The organism is Xanthobacter sp. BG11Y11_SDJG (genome assembly GCF_057364445.1).
The window spans coordinates 1-15,546 of sequence record NZ_JBNFNU010000063.1 but is presented as its reverse complement, the minus strand read 5'-3'; the positions used below and the strand labels follow the sequence as shown (position 1 = coordinate 15,546).

The 15,546-nt window shown below is 68.7% G+C and carries 12 protein-coding genes and 3 pseudogenes; 8 read left to right on the top strand and 7 right to left on the bottom strand.

Translation table 11 applies throughout. From position 1 onward, the window contains the following. The 5 genes from AC2W7M_RS08240 to soxY form a co-directional block, all read right to left on the bottom strand. A partial coding sequence (locus AC2W7M_RS08240) for a hypothetical protein (RefSeq protein WP_486131556.1) occupies nucleotides 1-189 on the bottom strand: 189 nt, incomplete at its 3' end. Next, complete coding sequence (gene soxC / locus AC2W7M_RS08235) at nucleotides 173-1,486, bottom strand: sulfite dehydrogenase (protein WP_486131554.1); 1,314 nt, start codon at nucleotides 1,484-1,486, stop codon at nucleotides 173-175. The genes AC2W7M_RS08240 and soxC, both read right to left, overlap by 17 nt. Before the next feature lie 76 nt (nucleotides 1,487-1,562). Next, nucleotides 1,563-3,257 (bottom strand): thiosulfohydrolase SoxB, encoded by a 1,695-nt coding sequence (gene soxB, locus AC2W7M_RS08230; protein ID WP_486131552.1) that lies wholly within the window; start codon nucleotides 3,255-3,257, stop codon nucleotides 1,563-1,565. Nucleotides 3,258-3,410: 153 nt separating this feature from the next. Further along, nucleotides 3,411-3,740, bottom strand: a complete 330-nt coding sequence (gene soxZ, locus AC2W7M_RS08225) for a thiosulfate oxidation carrier complex protein SoxZ (protein WP_486131551.1) — start codon at nucleotides 3,738-3,740, stop codon at nucleotides 3,411-3,413. 42 nt (nucleotides 3,741-3,782) lie between these two features. Next, the gene (soxY, locus tag AC2W7M_RS08220; protein ID WP_486131549.1) at nucleotides 3,783-4,235 is read right to left on the bottom strand and encodes a thiosulfate oxidation carrier protein SoxY; all 453 of its coding nucleotides are present in this window, start codon (nucleotides 4,233-4,235) and stop codon (nucleotides 3,783-3,785) included. Nucleotides 4,236-4,495: 260 nt separating this feature from the next. Between soxY and soxA the strand changes: the two are divergent. After that, nucleotides 4,496-5,325, top strand: a pseudogene (soxA, locus tag AC2W7M_RS08215) (sulfur oxidation c-type cytochrome SoxA). Between the two features lie 14 nt (nucleotides 5,326-5,339). Further along, complete coding sequence (soxX, locus tag AC2W7M_RS08210; RefSeq protein WP_486131547.1) at nucleotides 5,340-5,957, top strand: sulfur oxidation c-type cytochrome SoxX; 618 nt, start codon at nucleotides 5,340-5,342, stop codon at nucleotides 5,955-5,957. A 90-nt stretch (nucleotides 5,958-6,047) separates the two neighbouring features. Here soxX and AC2W7M_RS08205 read toward each other — a convergent pair. Continuing rightward, a pseudogene (locus AC2W7M_RS08205) lies at nucleotides 6,048-6,922 on the bottom strand (bifunctional helix-turn-helix transcriptional regulator/GNAT family N-acetyltransferase). Between the two features lie 348 nt (nucleotides 6,923-7,270). On the opposite strand from AC2W7M_RS08205, the gene rpsF reads away from it, so the two are divergent. From rpsF to AC2W7M_RS08180, 5 genes and pseudogenes are all read left to right on the top strand, one after another. After that, nucleotides 7,271-7,741 (top strand): 30S ribosomal protein S6, encoded by a 471-nt coding sequence (gene rpsF, locus AC2W7M_RS08200; RefSeq protein WP_486131545.1) that lies wholly within the window; start codon nucleotides 7,271-7,273, stop codon nucleotides 7,739-7,741. Further along, nucleotides 7,741-8,001, top strand: a complete 261-nt coding sequence (rpsR, locus tag AC2W7M_RS08195) for a 30S ribosomal protein S18 (protein WP_121625260.1) — start codon at nucleotides 7,741-7,743, stop codon at nucleotides 7,999-8,001. Before rpsF ends, rpsR begins: the two co-directional genes overlap by 1 nt. A 685-nt stretch (nucleotides 8,002-8,686) precedes the next feature. Next, nucleotides 8,687-9,148, top strand: a complete 462-nt coding sequence (locus AC2W7M_RS08190; RefSeq protein WP_486131543.1) for a hypothetical protein — start codon at nucleotides 8,687-8,689, stop codon at nucleotides 9,146-9,148. Between the two features lie 74 nt (nucleotides 9,149-9,222). Next, nucleotides 9,223-9,780, top strand: a pseudogene (rplI, locus tag AC2W7M_RS08185) (50S ribosomal protein L9); the annotation flags it as partial. Nucleotides 9,781-10,246: 466 nt separating this feature from the next. Further along, nucleotides 10,247-11,689, top strand: coding sequence for a cyclopropane fatty acid synthase (locus AC2W7M_RS08180; RefSeq protein WP_486131541.1), 1,443 nt, complete (start codon nucleotides 10,247-10,249; stop codon nucleotides 11,687-11,689). On the opposite strand, the gene AC2W7M_RS08175 is transcribed toward AC2W7M_RS08180, so the two are convergent. Then, nucleotides 11,658-13,109: a sodium:proton antiporter gene (locus tag AC2W7M_RS08175; RefSeq protein ID WP_486131539.1), complete on the bottom strand. Its 1,452-nt coding sequence runs from the start codon at nucleotides 13,107-13,109 to the stop codon at nucleotides 11,658-11,660. The two genes, AC2W7M_RS08180 and AC2W7M_RS08175, sit on opposite strands and share 32 nt — an antisense overlap. A gap of 182 nt (nucleotides 13,110-13,291) precedes the next feature. Between AC2W7M_RS08175 and leuS the strand changes: the two genes are divergently transcribed. Then, a partial coding sequence (leuS, locus tag AC2W7M_RS08170; RefSeq protein WP_486131537.1) for a leucine--tRNA ligase occupies nucleotides 13,292-15,546 on the top strand: 2,255 nt, incomplete at its 3' end.

Genomic DNA, 15,546 nt, shown 5'->3' with positions numbered 1-15,546 from the left:
CCCGGCGGCAGGCGCGCGCGTCGTCACCGCCTGCTGCGCCTTGCCCTTCTCGGCCTTGGCCTGCGCGGCCTTGCCCACCTCGCCTTTCTGGGCGGCGGGCGCGAGCTCCGCGCGGGAGGGAAGCACGGCCACGGCGAGCGCGCCGGCCATGACGATGGCGACGGCGAGCGCCTCAGCCGACTTCCACATTTTCCGTCTCCCCGTTGCCATGCACCAGCCAGGTCTGGATGCCGTTGTTGTGGTAGATCGAGTTCTCGCCGCGCACCTTGCGCAGCTCGGCCTTGGTGGGCTGCACGTAGCCGGTCTCGTCCATGGCGCGGGACTGCACCATGAGTTCGCGCCCGTCCCAGTCGAAGTCGAGATAGAAGCGCGTCATGGCCATGGGCAGGGCCGGCCCCTCAATGCGCGCGGTGGTCCAGTTGCGCCCGCCGTCGAGCGAGACGTCCACCCGCTTGATGGTGCCGCGGCCCGACCAGGCGATGCCGGAGACGACGTTCGGACCCTTGTGCCTCAGCGGCGCCTGCGGGCTCGGGCTCGTCACCACGGACTTCGCGTCCATGACGAAGGTGTAGCGGCGCGAGCGCCCGTCGGCGAGCAGGTCGGTATACTTGGCGGTCTCCTCGCGCTGCGCCCACGGCTGGTCGCCCACCTCGATGCGGCGCAGCCACTTCACCCACATATTGCCTTCCCAGCCCGGCACCACGAGCCGCACCGGATAGCCCTGCTCGGGCCGCAGCGCTTCGCCGTTCATGGCGAAGGCGACGAGGCAGTCGTCGAGCGCCTTGTGGAGCGGGATGGAGCGGGTCATCACCGAGGCGTCGGCCCCCTCGGCGAGCACCCACTTGGCCGAGGTCTTCACCCCCGCCGCGTCCAGGAACGCGCGCAGCGGCACGCCGGTATAGAACACGTTGTGGATCATGCCGTGGGTGAACTGACAGCCATTGAGCTGGGCTCCGCGCCACTCCATGCCGGAATTGGCGGCGCATTCCAGGAAGTAGGCGCGGTTCACCCGGCCGGGCATGCGCTTGATATCGTCGAGCGTGAACACCAGCGGCTTGTCCACGAGGCCGTGGATCATGAAGCGGTATTTGTCCGGGTCGATCTCCGCCTCGCCGCCGTGGTGGCGCACGAAGCACAGGCCGTTGGGCGTGATGACGCCGTCGAGCGCGTAGAGAGGCGTGAAGCTCACCGAGCTCTCGCGGCTCGCGGTGAGCCATTCCACCTCGCGCCGCACCACGTCCTTCTCGAACTTGGAGGGGACGCCGTAGGGATGGTTGTTCACCCCGACGCCGAGCACCTTCGTCCAGTCGGGGACGGGCACGATGTTGGGGTCCGGCGTTGCGGCCCGCGCCGCGACCGCGGACAGCGGGGCGGCGGCCGCTACGCCGGCGCCGAGGCCGGCCGCGGAGAGGAAGCGGCGGCGGCTGAGGGATGCGTCCCCCTTTTCCCTGCCGCGCCCCTTTCCGGGTTCATGGATCTGGGACATGGCGTCCTCCCTTAGATATTCTTTCATTCGCAAGTATGCATATGTTGGACGGAAAGCGAAACGGCCTTCCTCCCGCTCACGCCCCGGTGACCTTCACCGACGCATTGGGCTTGATGTCGATGGTCTTCTTGGCGGAGACGTAGCGCTCGACGATCTCCCAGATCGGCGGGCCTTCCACGTTCTGGTTCACGCTGGCCCAGCCGGCGACGGTGTAGGACTTGTCCGCCTCCAGCGCCTTGCCGGTCTTCAGGAACACCATGTCGGAGATGCGCGAGCCGATCTCCTTGCCCACATCGATCGCATAGCCGACGCCGCCGACGCGGACCATGTCGCCGCCGCCCTGGAAATAGGGATCGGGGTGGAAGATGTTGTCCGCCACGTCCTCCAGCACGTCCTTGAGCTGCTTGCCGGTCATGGTCATGCGGTAGCAGGCGGGATAGGTGATGGCGGTGGCGTTGGCCACCTGCTCGAAGGTGATGGGATCGCCCGGCAGCAGGGTGGCGCCCCAGCGGAAGCCGGGGGAGAGCGCGATCTCCGCGTCCCGCTCCGCCATCATGGCGTCGCAGATCATGTCGTCGAGCGTGCCGTTAAAGTTGCCGCGGCGGTAGAGCAGGCTGCCCGCCTGCCCCAGCACCCGGTCGATGTCCTTGGCATAGGGCGCGCGGATGTCGGCGACCAGCTTCGCCATCTCCGGATCGGGCGCGATCACGTCCGAGAACACCGGGATGAGCTGGAAGCGGAAGCCGGTGACCTTCCTGTCCTTCACGTCGAGATCGAGGCGCGAGAGGAACTTGCCGTGGGAGCCGGTGGCCACCAGCAGCGTCTGGCCCACCTGCACCACCGCCGGCATGGCGTCGTGGGTGTGGGCGGTGAAGATGGCATCGATGCCCTTGACCCGGGACGCCATCTTGCGGTCCACGTCGAAGCCGTTGTGGGACAGCACCACCACCACGTCGGCGCCGTCGGCGCGGGCGGCGTCCACCTGCTTCTGCATCTCCTCCTCGCGGATGCCGAACTCCCAGTCCGGGATCATCCAGCGCGGGTTGGAGATGGGCGTGCGCGGGAAGGCCTGGCCGATCACCGCCACCTTGGCGCCGCCCTTCTCGAAGGTCTTCCGCGCCTCGAACACCGGCTCCTGCCACTCCACCGAGCGCACGTTCTGCGCCAGGAAGGCGAACGGCGCCTTTTCCTTGATCTCGGTGACCCGGTCGGCGCCGTAGGTGAATTCCCAGTGCCCGACCATGGCGTCGGTCTTGAGGGCGGAGAACACCCTCACCATGTCCTCGCCCTTTGTCTTGAGCGAGGTCCACGAGCCCTGCATGCCGTCGCCGCCGTCGAGCAGCAGCACCTTGTCGTCGCCGCGCTCGGCGCGGATCGCCTTGATGAGGGTCGCCATGCGGTCCATGCCGCCCATGCGACCGTACGTTTTGGCGAGGTTCTGGAAATCCAGGCTGGTCAGCGCATAGGCGTCGCGGCCGCCGGCCGGAAGCTTGAAATAGTCCAGGAACGCCTGGTCGGTGAGATGGGGCGGCAGGCCGCGCGCCTCGCCCACCCCGAGATTGACCGAGGGCTCGCGGAAATAGATCGGCACCAATTGAGCGTGGATATCGGTGATGTGGAGCAGCGTCACCGTGCCCGGCGCGCCGAACTTCAGCAGGTCGCCCTGCGTGAGGCTCTGCCCGCGCGCCGCCTGGGCGAGCGCACCCGGCTGGCCCGCGAACAGGCCCGCGAGCGCCGTGCCGGCAATGAGGAAATCGCGCCTGGAGATCATGTGCGTCCTGCGTTCAAAAGGGGGCGTTCGCTGCGGCGCGGCCGGGACCGGGGCGCGCCGCGCACGGCTTCCCGTTCACGCCTCGCGGCGTGCTGCGGGGGCGTGCCCGTCCGCATGGGACGGGCCGCGGCCGGTGTCTCGGGTCAGCCGGCCTCAGCCGACGGTCAGCTTGGCGGTCGCCTTCTGCTCGGAGCCGCCGTCGTCCTTCCAGGTGAAGGTGAACTCGCCGCTCTCGGTCGCCTTGAAGAAGAACGACTGGAACGGGTTCGCCGAGATCGCCGGAAACCAGTCCGCCTTGAAGAACGGCTTGCCGTTGAACGCCGCCTCGAAGGTGCTGATGATGTCGCGCGGCACGGTCTTGCCGGACGAATCCTTGCGCTGGCCGCTCTCCATCTCGTGGGAGATGAGGGTCTTGATCTCGATGATCTCGCCGGCCTTGGCCTGGGCGGGCACGCGCACGCGGGGCTTGGAGGTGATGGCCATGGTGCGTTTCCTTCCTTGAGTTTCGTTGCCGGTCGCCGCGCGTCAGCCGCCGCAGCCGCCGATGGTCACCTTCACCTGCGCCTTGGCGCTGTAGAGCTTGCCGTCCGACATCTCGGCCACCGCGATCACGTTCTGCGTCTGGGCGAGGCGCATGCGGGTGGAGGCGGAGGCGCGGCCGGAGGCCGGCGTGAAGTGATAGGTGACGACCTGGGGCAGCGGATTGCCGTCGGCGAAGACGTGCACCGCCTTCACGTGGTCGGCGTCCGTCATCCGGCTCTCGACCTCAAGGTTGAGCGGCACGACGAGGCCGTTCTCGGCGATCTCGGGCAGGTCCAGCTTGACCTTGCCCTCGGCCATCGACTTGCCGCCGAACAGCTTCTTCAGCTCGTCGGCGACCTGCGCCTCGGTGGCCAGCGCAAGGTTCGGCGCGAGCGCGCCGCGAAGGCGCCGGCGGCCAACTGGAGCGCCTGCCGGCCGGGTGGGCGGCAAAGCCATTGAACGTCATCCGTTTCCTCCTCGGTGCCGCGCCGCGACGGCGCCTGCAATTCCTAATTTTTATCGGCGGCCCTGGCGGCCTTTTGGAACGGCGGTTCGCCGATCAATTTCACATATTGTGATATCGATTTTTTTGAATGTAAAGTAGCTCCATTCGGCGCCGCGCTTCGGCCAGGAGCGCGCGCGACCGATGCGAGGAACGGCCGAGACTCCACGCAAGAGAGCCGGACGCCGCGAAACGCCAACTTTCGGGAGGATACATGCGACGCAAAGCCACAACCCTCAAGTTCCTGTGCGCGCTCGCCCTCGTCTTCGGCGCGCCGCTGGTCGCGGCCGCCCAGGAGGACGCCAGCGAGAAGGAGATCGAGCGCTACCGCGCCATGATCAACGACCCCATGGCCAATCCGGGCTACCTCGCGGTGGACCGGGGCGAGGAGCTGTGGTCGGCCAAGCGGGGCACCAAGAACGTGTCGCTGGAGACCTGCGATCTCGGCGTCGGCCCCGGCAAGCTCGAAGGCGCGTTCGTGCAGTTGCCGCGCTACTTCAAGGACACCGACCAGGTGATGGACCTGGAGCAGCGCCTGCTGTGGTGCATGGAGACGATCCAGGGTCTCGACACCAAGCCCCTCAGGGCACGGCCCTTTTCCGGCCCGGCCGGGGCTCGGACATGCAGGACCTCGTGGCCTTCATCGCCAACAAGTCGAACGGCATGAAGATCAACGTCGTGCTCGACGATCCGAAGGAGAAGGAGGCCTATGCCATCGGCGAGGCGCTGTTCTTCCGGCGCTCGTCCATCAACGACTTCTCCTGCCAGACCTGCCATGCCGAGCCTGGCAAGCGCATCCGCCTCCAGGGCCTGCCGCAGCTCGACATCCCCGGCAAGGACGCGCAGGCGACCATGAGTTCCTGGCCCACCTACCGCGTCTCCCAGAGCGCGCTGCGCACCATGCAGCACCGCCTGTGGGACTGCTACCGCCAGATGCGCATGCCGGCGCCGGACTATGCGTCCGAAGCCGTCACCGCGCTGGCGCTGTTCCTGAACAAGCAAGCCAACGGGGCCGAACTCAACGTGCCCTCGATCAAGCGCTGAGGCGGGAGGAAACCATGAAAAAAGCAGTCATCGCCGCCGCCCTGATCGTCCCCTCCCTCGCCTTCGCCCAGCAGATCCCGCCGGCGCCGCAGGCGACCGTAGACCGGGTGGTGAAGGAGAGCTTCACCAAGTTGCCCGAAGGCTGGGCGGCGCGCCTCACCCAGGACGAGACCATGCAGGTCTGTTCGCAGACCCGCAATCAGCCCTCCGCCGCGCAGGCGGATGCCATCCTCGCCCGCGAGACCAAGACCGTGGTCTTCCCGGCGGACGGGGTGCTGCTGGGCGACTGGAAGGAGGGCGCGAAGGTGGCCCAAAACGGCCGCGGCGGACAGTTCTCGGACCCGCCCGGCACGGTGAGCGGCGGCAATTGCTATGCCTGCCACCAGATGGACCCCAAGGAAGTGAGCTACGGCACGCTCGGGCCCTCGCTCACCAATTACGGTGCCGACCGCAAATATGCGGCCGAGGATGTGAAGACCGCCTACGCCAAGGTCTACAATGCCCAGGCGGCGTTCGCCTGCTCCTCCATGCCGCGCTTCGGCCATAACGGGGTGCTGACCGAGAAGCAGATCAAGGACGTGGTGGCCTATCTGTTCGACCCGAACTCGCCGGTGAACAAGCCGGCCAAGTGAGACGAGGGCGGGGTGAGACGAGGGCGGGCGCCCAACCGGCGCCCGCCCCGGCTTCTCATCGGGGCGAGGAAAAGATGCTGGAGCCCGGTGCTAGAGCTGCTTCTCGAAGAAGTGGTCGGGATAGGGATCGTCGTTGAAGCGGTCGATCTCGCGCCAGCCGTTGCGGCGATAGAGCGCCAGCGCCTCGCCGAGCGCGCCGTTGGTGTCGAGCCGCAGCGTGGCGATGGCGAGAGCGCGGGCGCCTCTTCCACCGCGTCCATCAGGCGCCGGCCGAGGCCGAGCCCGCGCGCGGAGGGTGCGATCCACAGGCGCTTCACCTCCGCAATCGGCCCACCGGACCCCTTCAGCCCGACGCAGCCCACCGGCAGGCCGTCCGACATTGCCAGCAGGAACACCCCGCGCGGGCGCACCATCGCCTCGGCCTCCGGATCGCGCGAGCGCGCCACGTCGAAGCCGGAGGCAAAGCGGCGCCCGAGTTCGGCATAGTATTCGCCGAGGCACCAGCGCGCCTCGTCGCCGCGCGGGTCCGCCTCCTCGACGGTGATGCGCGCCCGCCCGAGCGCGGAAGCGACGAGGTCCATGGCGTCAAGCAGCGCCTCCGTCCGCGCCGCGCGGGCGAGGAACGACCCGGCCTGCGCATTGGAGAGCGCCTCATAGGCGGCGAACTCCTCCCGGCCGGCATCGGTGAGCCGGGCGATGCGGCGGCGGGCGTCGTCCGGATCGGGCGACGTCTGCACCAGCCCCTCCTCCTCCAGCCCGCGCAGGAGCCGGCTCATGAGGCCCGAATCGAGGCCGAGCCGGGCGCGGATCTGCCCCACGTCGCCGCAGCCCTGGCCGATGGCGTTCAGCACCCGCGCCGCGCCGAGCGGACGCCCGCGCCCGAGGAAGGAGGTGTCGAGCGCGCCCACCTCGGCGGTGACGACGCGGTTGAAGCGGCGGATGCGGGCGATGGGATCGGGCAGCATGATATCTGACTTTAGTCAGAGATATGACGCCGTCAATCCGCTTTGGTCGACGCCACGGCCATGGCAGGGGCACCGGCACGCCTGTCCGACCAACCCTCGCGCAAGCGTGCGTAGCGGTTTCCAGCCTTGCTATCGCTGCAGAACCTGCTATACGCCCCGCTTCCGTCGCACCGGCCGGGGGCTGAACGGACGCTCTTTCTTTGCCTGGGCTATGCCTGGACCAAAGAAAGGGAGGGCATGACCGCCCGCCGTCCCGTGTCCCCGCCTTCCGAGCTTCGCGCCTTTCCGAAAGGCAAGAAGGGCTTGGCGCCGGTGGGGCGGAGAGTTGAAACGAAAGGCAGTGAACACATGCCGCTCTACGAGCACGTGTTCCTCGCGCGCCAGGACGTGACGGCGCAGCAGGTCGAGGAACTGACCACCCGGTTCAAGGGTGTCATCGAGGCGAATGGCGGCTCGGTCGGCAAGACCGAGTATTGGGGCGTGAAGTCCCTCACCTACCGCATCAACAAGAACCGCAAGGCCCACTTCACGCTCATGAACATCGACGCCCCCGCGGCGGCGGTGCAGGAGCTGGAGCGCCAGCAGCGCATCGACGAGGACGTGCTGCGCGTCCTCACCCTGCGCGTCGAGGAGCACGAGGAGACCCCCTCCGCCATGCTCCAGAAGCGCGATCGCGACGACCGCGGTGAGCGGGGCGAGCGCGGCGAGCGTGGTGATCGCGGCGGCTTCGGCGGCGACCGGGGCGGCTTCGGCGGCCGTGAGGATCGCCCGCGCCGTCCGCGTCCCTCCGAGGAGACCCAGAGCGAGGAGGAAGTCTGATGGCGTTCGCTCAGTCCGGTGGTGCCGGCGGCGGCCAGCGCCGTCCCTTCTTCCGTCGTCGCAAGACCTGCCCGTTCTCCGGCCCGAACGCGCCGAAGATCGACTACAAGGACGTGCGGCTCCTACAGCGCTACATCTCCGAACGCGGCAAGATCGTGCCCTCGCGCATCACGGCGGTTTCCGCCAAGAAGCAGCGCGAGCTGGCCGCCGCCGTCAAGCGCGCCCGCTTCCTGGGCCTGCTGCCCTTCGTGATCCGCTGAGGATCACGAGCCGGGGCGTGATCCGCTGAGGATCGCCGCATCGACATGATCCCCGAGGGGATCGCGCGCCTCCGGGCCTGCCGGGGGCGCTTTTCAAACAGACAAGACAGGCCGCGGGGAATGAACCCCGGGGCTTCAGTTGGGGCCGCCGCGCGCCGCCTCTAACCGCCCTCAAGCGGGACAGCTCGTCCAATGGGTCCGCTGATCGTCATCGCCATTGCTGCGGGCGCCGCGTCCGCCCTTCTCGCTGCAGGCGTCGCGGCGGGATCGCTGCTGGCCGTGCCGCTGTTCTATCTGGCGCCCCTGCCGGTGATGATCGCCGGCATCGCCTTTTCGCCCTGGGCCGCGCTCGGTGCCGCCATCGTTGCCGCGGGAAGCCTCGGCTTCGTGTTCGGGCACCCGCTGCTGATCGCCTACGCGCTGGGTATGGGTGGCCCCGCATTCGCCCTTTCTTATGCCGCTTTGCTTGCCCGCGAGGAGCCCGCGGCGCGCGACGGCGTGCTGTGGTTCCCGGTGGGCGGGCTCATCGCCATGGCGGCGGGCCTCGCGACCCTGGCAGTGCTGGTGGCGCTGTTCTCCATAGCGTGGAGCTTCGAGGCCTATGAGCCTCGGTCATCTCCGCCTTCGAGGCGCTGGTGGGCCAGGCGGGCAGTCGGCGCTGGCCAGCGGCACGGACACGGCGACCATGGGGGCGCTGCTTGCCCGCCTGCTGCCGCCCATGGCGGGGGCGCTGAGCATGGTCTCGCAGCTCGCCTGCCTCTACCTCGCCGGCAAGGCCGCGCTGGTGTCCCAGCGGCTCACGCGGCCCTGGCCCGACCTTGCCGCCTTCCGCCTGCCGCGGGGCACGCCTCTGGCGCTCGCGGCCGCCCTGCTGCTCACCCTGGCGCCGTCCATGCTGGGCCTCGCCGCCTCGGTGGCGGCGGCGACCCTGGTCCTTGCTTTTGCGCTGGCCGGCTTCGCGCTGGTCCATGCCCTCACCCGCGGCCACAGCGCGCGCATCCTGGTGCTCAGCGGCGTTTGGGCGACGAGCCTCATGCTCGGCTGGCCGCTCATCGCCATGGCGGCCCTCGGCCTCGCCGATGCCCTGTTCGACCTGCGCGCCCGGGTATCCAACGCCAAGGGGCCGCCGGCCGCCAACGATCGCTGAACGAACATCCCGACACCCGACAAACCAAGATACCCGACAAACCAAGACAGACGAAGATTCAAGGAGACACGAACATGGACGTCATTCTTCTCGAGCGCGTCGCCAAGCTCGGCCAGATGGGCGAGGTGGTGAAGGTGCGCGACGGCTACGCCCGCAACTTCCTGCTGCCGAACGGCAAGGCGCTGCGCGCCACCAAGGCGAACAAGGACCGCTTCCAGGCCATGAAGGTGGAGCTTGAGGCGCGCAACCTGGAGCGCCGCCAGGAGGCCGAGGCCGTGGCGGAGAAGCTCAGCGGCCAGAGCGTCGTCATGATCCGCCAGGCGGGCGAGAGCGGCCAGCTCTACGGCTCGGTCTCCACCCGCGACATCGCCGACGGGCTCACCGCGGCCGGCTTCCATGTGGACCGCGCGCAGGTGGTGCTGAACCATCCCATCAAGACGCTCGGCCTGCACACCGTGCCCGTCACCCTCCACCCCGAGGTGGAGGTCACGGTGAAGGTGAACGTCGCGCGCAATCCCGAGGAGGCCGAGCGCCAGGCCCGGGGCGAGGACGTGCGCACCGCCCGCGACGAGGATGCCGAGATCGAGGCCGAGCTGGCCGTCGAGCGCGCCGCGGTCGCCGCCGACGCTGGCGGCCGAGGAAGAAGTGGAGGGCTGAGCCCCTTCGCCGCGGCGTCCACCGACGCGGCGCCGACCAGGGAGTGTGCAGCGGCGCCCCGGCCTAGGCCGGCGGCGCCGTTCGCGTTTTCAGGGCACAACCGCCCGCTGCCCGAACCGTCGCCCAGGCCCATTTTTTCATCGGCTCCGCAAGTGTGATCGAAAACGCAGCGGCCGGAGGGGTGCGACATATTGCCGACGGGGAGGGTTGATGGTTTCATTGCACCCGTTGCGGCCGACCCCGGCGGCCGGACATCGTGAGCGCTTTCCTGACGTTACGTCATGAAATGGCGAGGGCGAGCCCGAAGTGAACCAGGGCGGTCGGGATGCGTGTCGGCAAAGGCTGCCTGCGGGTGGGTCCGGCACCGGGCGAGGGAAGGAGAGGCAGCACGCGTCACAGGACGCTCATGGTGGAGGCGGCCGATGGAACGGTTGCTGAAGGATGTTCTGGCCCGCGTCGTGCGTCGCGGCGCACTCGCGGTCACGTCGCTCCGGCCGGCGTTATGTGGTGGGCGAGGCCTCGGCCGGCCCGCCGCTCGTGGCGGTTCGCTTTACCACGCCCGCGGCCGAGCGCGGCGTGCTCCTCGATCCCGAATTGCGCCTGGGCGAGGCCTATATGGACGGCACGCTGGTGCTGGAGAAGGGCACCCTTGCCGACCTGCTCGATTTGCTGATGTCGCAGCCCGAGGCGGTCAATCCCACGCTCCCGGCGCAAGCGCTCTACCGGCTGCGGCGGGCTCTTCGGCGGATCGCCCAGTTCAATCCGCGCGGACGCTCGCAGCGCAACGTCGCCCACCATTACGACATCGACGGGCGGCTCTATTCGCTCTTCCTGGATGCCGACCGGCAATATTCCTGCGCCTATTTCGAGACGCCGGAGCAGCGGCTCGACGACGCCCAGCTCGCCAAGAAGCGCCACATCGCCGCCAAGCTGGTGCTCGACCGCCCGAACCTCAGCGTGCTCGACATCGGCTCCGGCTGGGGTGGGCTCGGCCTCTATCTCGCCGAGATGACGGGCGCCCGCGTCACGGGCGTCACCCTCTCCAGGGAGCAGCTGGAGATGGCGCAGAACCGGGCGCGCGAGCGCGGCCTCGCGGACCGGGTCGAATTCCGCATGCAGGACTACCGCGACGTTCCGGAGACGTTCGACCGCATCGTCTCCGTGGGCATGTTCGAGCATGTGGGCGTGGACCACTTCGCCACCTTCTTCCAGAAGGCGAAGGCGCTGCTGAAGAGCGACGGGGTGATGCTGCTCCACGCCATCGGCCGGTCTGACCCGCCGGGCGTCACCAATCCCTTCATCGCCAAGTACATCTTCCCCGGCGGCTACATCCCGGCCCTGTCGGAGGTGCTGCCGCACATCGAGCGGGCCGGGCTCGTCGTCACCGACGTGGAACTGCTGCGCCTGCATTATGCGGAAACGCTGAGGGCGTGGCGCGAACGCTTCCGCGCCCGCTGGGAGGAGGCGGTGCGCCTCACCGACGAACGCTTCTGCCGCATGTGGGAATTCTATCTCGCCGCCAGCGAGATGGCGTTCCGCTACCAGGGGCTGAACGTGTTCCAGATCCAGCTCGCCCGCCGCCAGGACGCGGTGCCGCTCACGCGCGGCTACATCGCCGAAGCCGAGGCCGCCTTGCGCCGACGCGAGGCCGAGATCTGCCCGGCCGCTGCGCCTCGCCGGGGAATAGGCCCGATCGGCCTTCGCCGGGCTCGCCCGCTTTCTCGGCCCGGCATCCCCCGCTGTCCGGGGGCTCCCCATCCGGCTGCGGCGCCGGCCTGCCGAGCAGCGTGCCGGATGATTGGGTGGATGCCCCGGACAAGCCGGGGCAGGACGGCGCCCGGGAGACCGCCCCCTACAGGAAGTACAGGAAGGTCAGCAGGATGAAGCCCGGCACCAGGAAACCCACCGACCACGCCATGTAGCCGAAGAAGCTCGGCATCTTCACGCCGCGGTGCTTGGCGATGGAGAGCACCATGAAGTTCGGCGCGTTGCCGATATAGGTCATGGCGCCCATGAACACCGCGCCGGCCGAGATCGCCTCCAGCGTCACCGCCAGCGGCCCCATCAGCTGGTGCGGATCGCCGCCGGCGAGGTTGAAGAAGACGAGATAGGTGGGCGCGTTGTCGAGGAAGGCCGACAGCGAACCGGTGAGCCAGAAGTACCACACGTTCACCGGCTGGCCGTCCGGCCCAGTCACGAGCTCCACCAGCGGCGAGAAGACCCCGCGCTCGCCCGCCTTGAGGATGGCGATCACCGGGATGATGGTGAGGAAGATGGCGGCGAACAGCTTCGCCACCTCGCGGATCGGCTCCCAGTCGAAGCCGTTGCGCTCGCGCACCAGTTTCGGGGTGATGGCGAGGGAGATCAGGGCGATCACCACCAGCAGCACGTCGCGCACCATCCACTGCAGCTCCACATGGGTGCCGTAAATGTTGAAGCTGATGCCGGGCTTCCACAGCGCCGAGAGCAGGATCGCGCCGATGACGCCGCCGAGCAGCGGCAGGTTCTGCGCCCCGCGCAGGCCCAGCCCCTCGGTGTCGGGGGTCGGGTCGCGGCGGAGCTTCATGCCCTCTTCCTTGCGGTAGTAGTAGATGTCCAGCAGGAAGAACGCGCTCAGCAGGAGCAGCGCCATCACCATCGTGTCGTGAAACAGGTGGGTGGTGGTCCAGAAGAAGTTCACCCCCTTCAGGAAGCCCAGGAACAAGGGCGGGTCGCCGAGCGGGGTGAGCGAGCCGCCGATGTTCGACACCAGGAAGATGAAGAACACCACCGTGTGCACGTTGTAGCGCCGCTCGTCATTGGCGCGCAGCAGCGGGCGGATCAGCACCATGGAGGCGCCGGTGGTGCCGATGACGCTGGCCAGCACGGTGCCGATGGCGAGCAGCGCCGTGTTGGTCACCGGGCTGCCGTGCAGGTTGCCGGTGACGAGGATGCCGCCCGAGACGGTGAACAGCGCGAACAGCAGGATGATGAAGGGGATGTATTCCAGCAGCGCCGTGTGCACCACCTCATGCGCCGTGGCCGAGGGTCCGTAGGTCAAGGCGAACGGAATGGCGAAGGCGAGGCCCCAGAACAGCGCCACCTTGCCGTAATGATGGTGCCAGAAATGCCCGGCCAGCAGCGGGAACAGGGCGATGGACAGCAGCATGCCCACGAACGGCAGCGCCCACAGGGGGGAGAGATGCGCCCCGTCCAGCGCCGGCGCACCATCCGCCGCCAGGACGCCCGAAGCACTGCTGAGAAGAAGGACGCCCGCGCCGGCAAGCCCGAGACAAGACCTGACACACCGCCGCGCCGCCATCATTTCCCCACCCCTGTGTCTTTTGAGTGCCGTCCTCTGATGGACGATAGGGCGGCGCGAGGCAAGGGCCGCGCTCGCCCGACGCAGCTGGGGCCCGCCGGACGCCGCGGCGCGCGCTCTCGCCATTGACCCCGGCGGCGGTTTCTGCCCAAGTGCCGCCGCGTTTCGATCCCAGCACAAGAGCGATGAGCCAAGAACCGATACAGGAGCGGGCCAGCGACCGCTACAACGCCCGCGCGGTGGAACCCCGCTGGCAGAAGATCTGGAAGGAGCGCGGCGTCTTCCGCACGCGCAACGACGATCCGCGCCCGAAATTCTACGTGCTGGAGATGTTCCCCTACCCGTCCGGGCGCATCCATATCGGCCACGGGCGCAACTACGTCATGGGCGACGTGCTGGCGCGCTACAAGCGCATGGCCGGCTTCAACGTGCTGCACCCCATGGGCTGGGACGCCTTCGGCCTGCCGGCGGAGAACGCCGCCATCGAGCGCGGCGTCCACCCCAAAGAGTGGACCTACGAGAACATCGCCACCATGCGCGAGCAGCTCCAGCTGCTCGGCCTCTCGCTTGACTGGGACCGCGAGATCGCCACCTGCGACCCGTCTTACTATGTCGAGCAGCAGCGCATCTTCCTCGACTTCCTGGACAATGGCCTCGCCTATCGCAAGGAGAGCGAGGTCAATTGGGACCCGGTGGACAACACCGTGCTCGCCAACGAGCAGGTGATCGACGGCCGCGGCTGGCGCTCCGGCGCGGTGGTGGAGCGGCGCAAACTCTCCCAGTGGTTCTTCCGCATCACCCAGTTCGCCCAGGAGCTGCTCGACGCCATCGACACGCTGGAGCGCTGGCCCGACAAGGTGCGCCTCATGCAGCGCAACTGGATCGGCCGCTCGGAAGGCCTTGAGGTGCTGTTCGAGTTCGCGCGCGGCGCGGCGCCGGCCGGCGCGGGCGCGGTGAAGGTCTACACCACCCGCCCCGACACGCTCTATGGCGCCTCCTTCCTCGCGCTCTCGCCCGACCATCCGCTGACCCGGAGCCTCGCCGCGAACAACCCGGCGCTCGCCGCCTTCGTGGCCGAATGCAAGAAGGGCGGCACCTCGGCGGAGGAGATCGAGACCCAGGAGAAGATGGGCTTCGACACCGGCCTCAAGGTGGTGCACCCGCTGGACGACAAGCGCACCGTGCCGGTGTTCGTGGCCAATTTCGTGCTCATGGACTACGGCACCGGCGCCATCTTCGGCTGCCCGGCGCACGACCAGCGCGACCTCGACTTCGCCCGCAAATACGGCCTGCCGGTGGTCCCGGTGGTGCTGCCGCCGGACACCGACGCGGGCGCCTTCGCGATCGCCGACGTGGCCTATGACGGCGACGGCACCCTGATCAATTCCGGCTTCCTGGACGGCATGAGCGTGCCCGACGCCAAGGAGGCGGTGGCCCGGCGCCTGGAGCGCTTCCGCGTCGGCGGCGAGCCGCAGGGCACGCGCAAGGTGAATTTCCGCCTGCGCGACTGGGGCATCTCGCGCCAGCGCTATTGGGGCTGCCCGATCCCGGTGATCCATTGCGAGAGCTGCGGCCCGGTGGGCGTGCCCCGCGCGGACCTGCCGGTGCTGCTGCCCGAGGACGTGAGCTTCGATCGTCCCGGAAATCCGCTCGACCGCGCCAAGGCCTGGCGCGACGTGCCGTGCCCCAAGTGCGGCAAGCCGGCGCGGCGCGAGACCGACACCATGGACACCTTCGTGGATTCGTCCTGGTACTTCCTGCGCTACGCGTCGGACACCGCGGAGCGACCGCTGGACAAGCAGGCGGTCGGCCACTGGCTGCCGGTGGACCAGTATATCGGCGGAATCGAGCACGCCATCCTGCATCTGCTCTATTCGCGCTTCTTCACCCGGGCGCTGAAGGCCTGCGGCCGCGTGGACCTGGAGGAGCCGTTCGCCGGCCTCTTCACCCAGGGCATGATCGTCCACGAGACCTACAAGGACCAGGACGGCAAGTGGCTGTTCCCCGAGGAGGTGAAGGTCCTCGGCAACGGCAAGGCGGTGAAGATCGACGACGGCACCCCGGTCGCCGTGGCGCCGCCGGAGAAGATGTCCAAGTCGAAGCGCAACGTGGTCGCCCCCGAGGCGGTGGCGGACACCTATGGCGTCGACTGCGCCCGCTGGTTCATGCTCTCCGACACCCCGCCCGAGCGCGACAGCGAGTGGACGCAGGGCGGCATCGAGGGCGCCTGGCGCTTCGTGCAGCGCATCTGGCGCCTAGTGCACGAGGCGATCGAGCTTGGCGCCCCGGCGGCGGCGAACCGCCCCGAGGCCTTCGGCGACCAGGCCTTGGCGCTGCGCCGCGCCGCCCATGGCCTTGCCGCCCAGGTGGCGGATGACGTGGAGCGCCTGCGCTTCAACGTGGCGGTGGCGCAACGTCTCACGAGTTCACCAACGCTTTC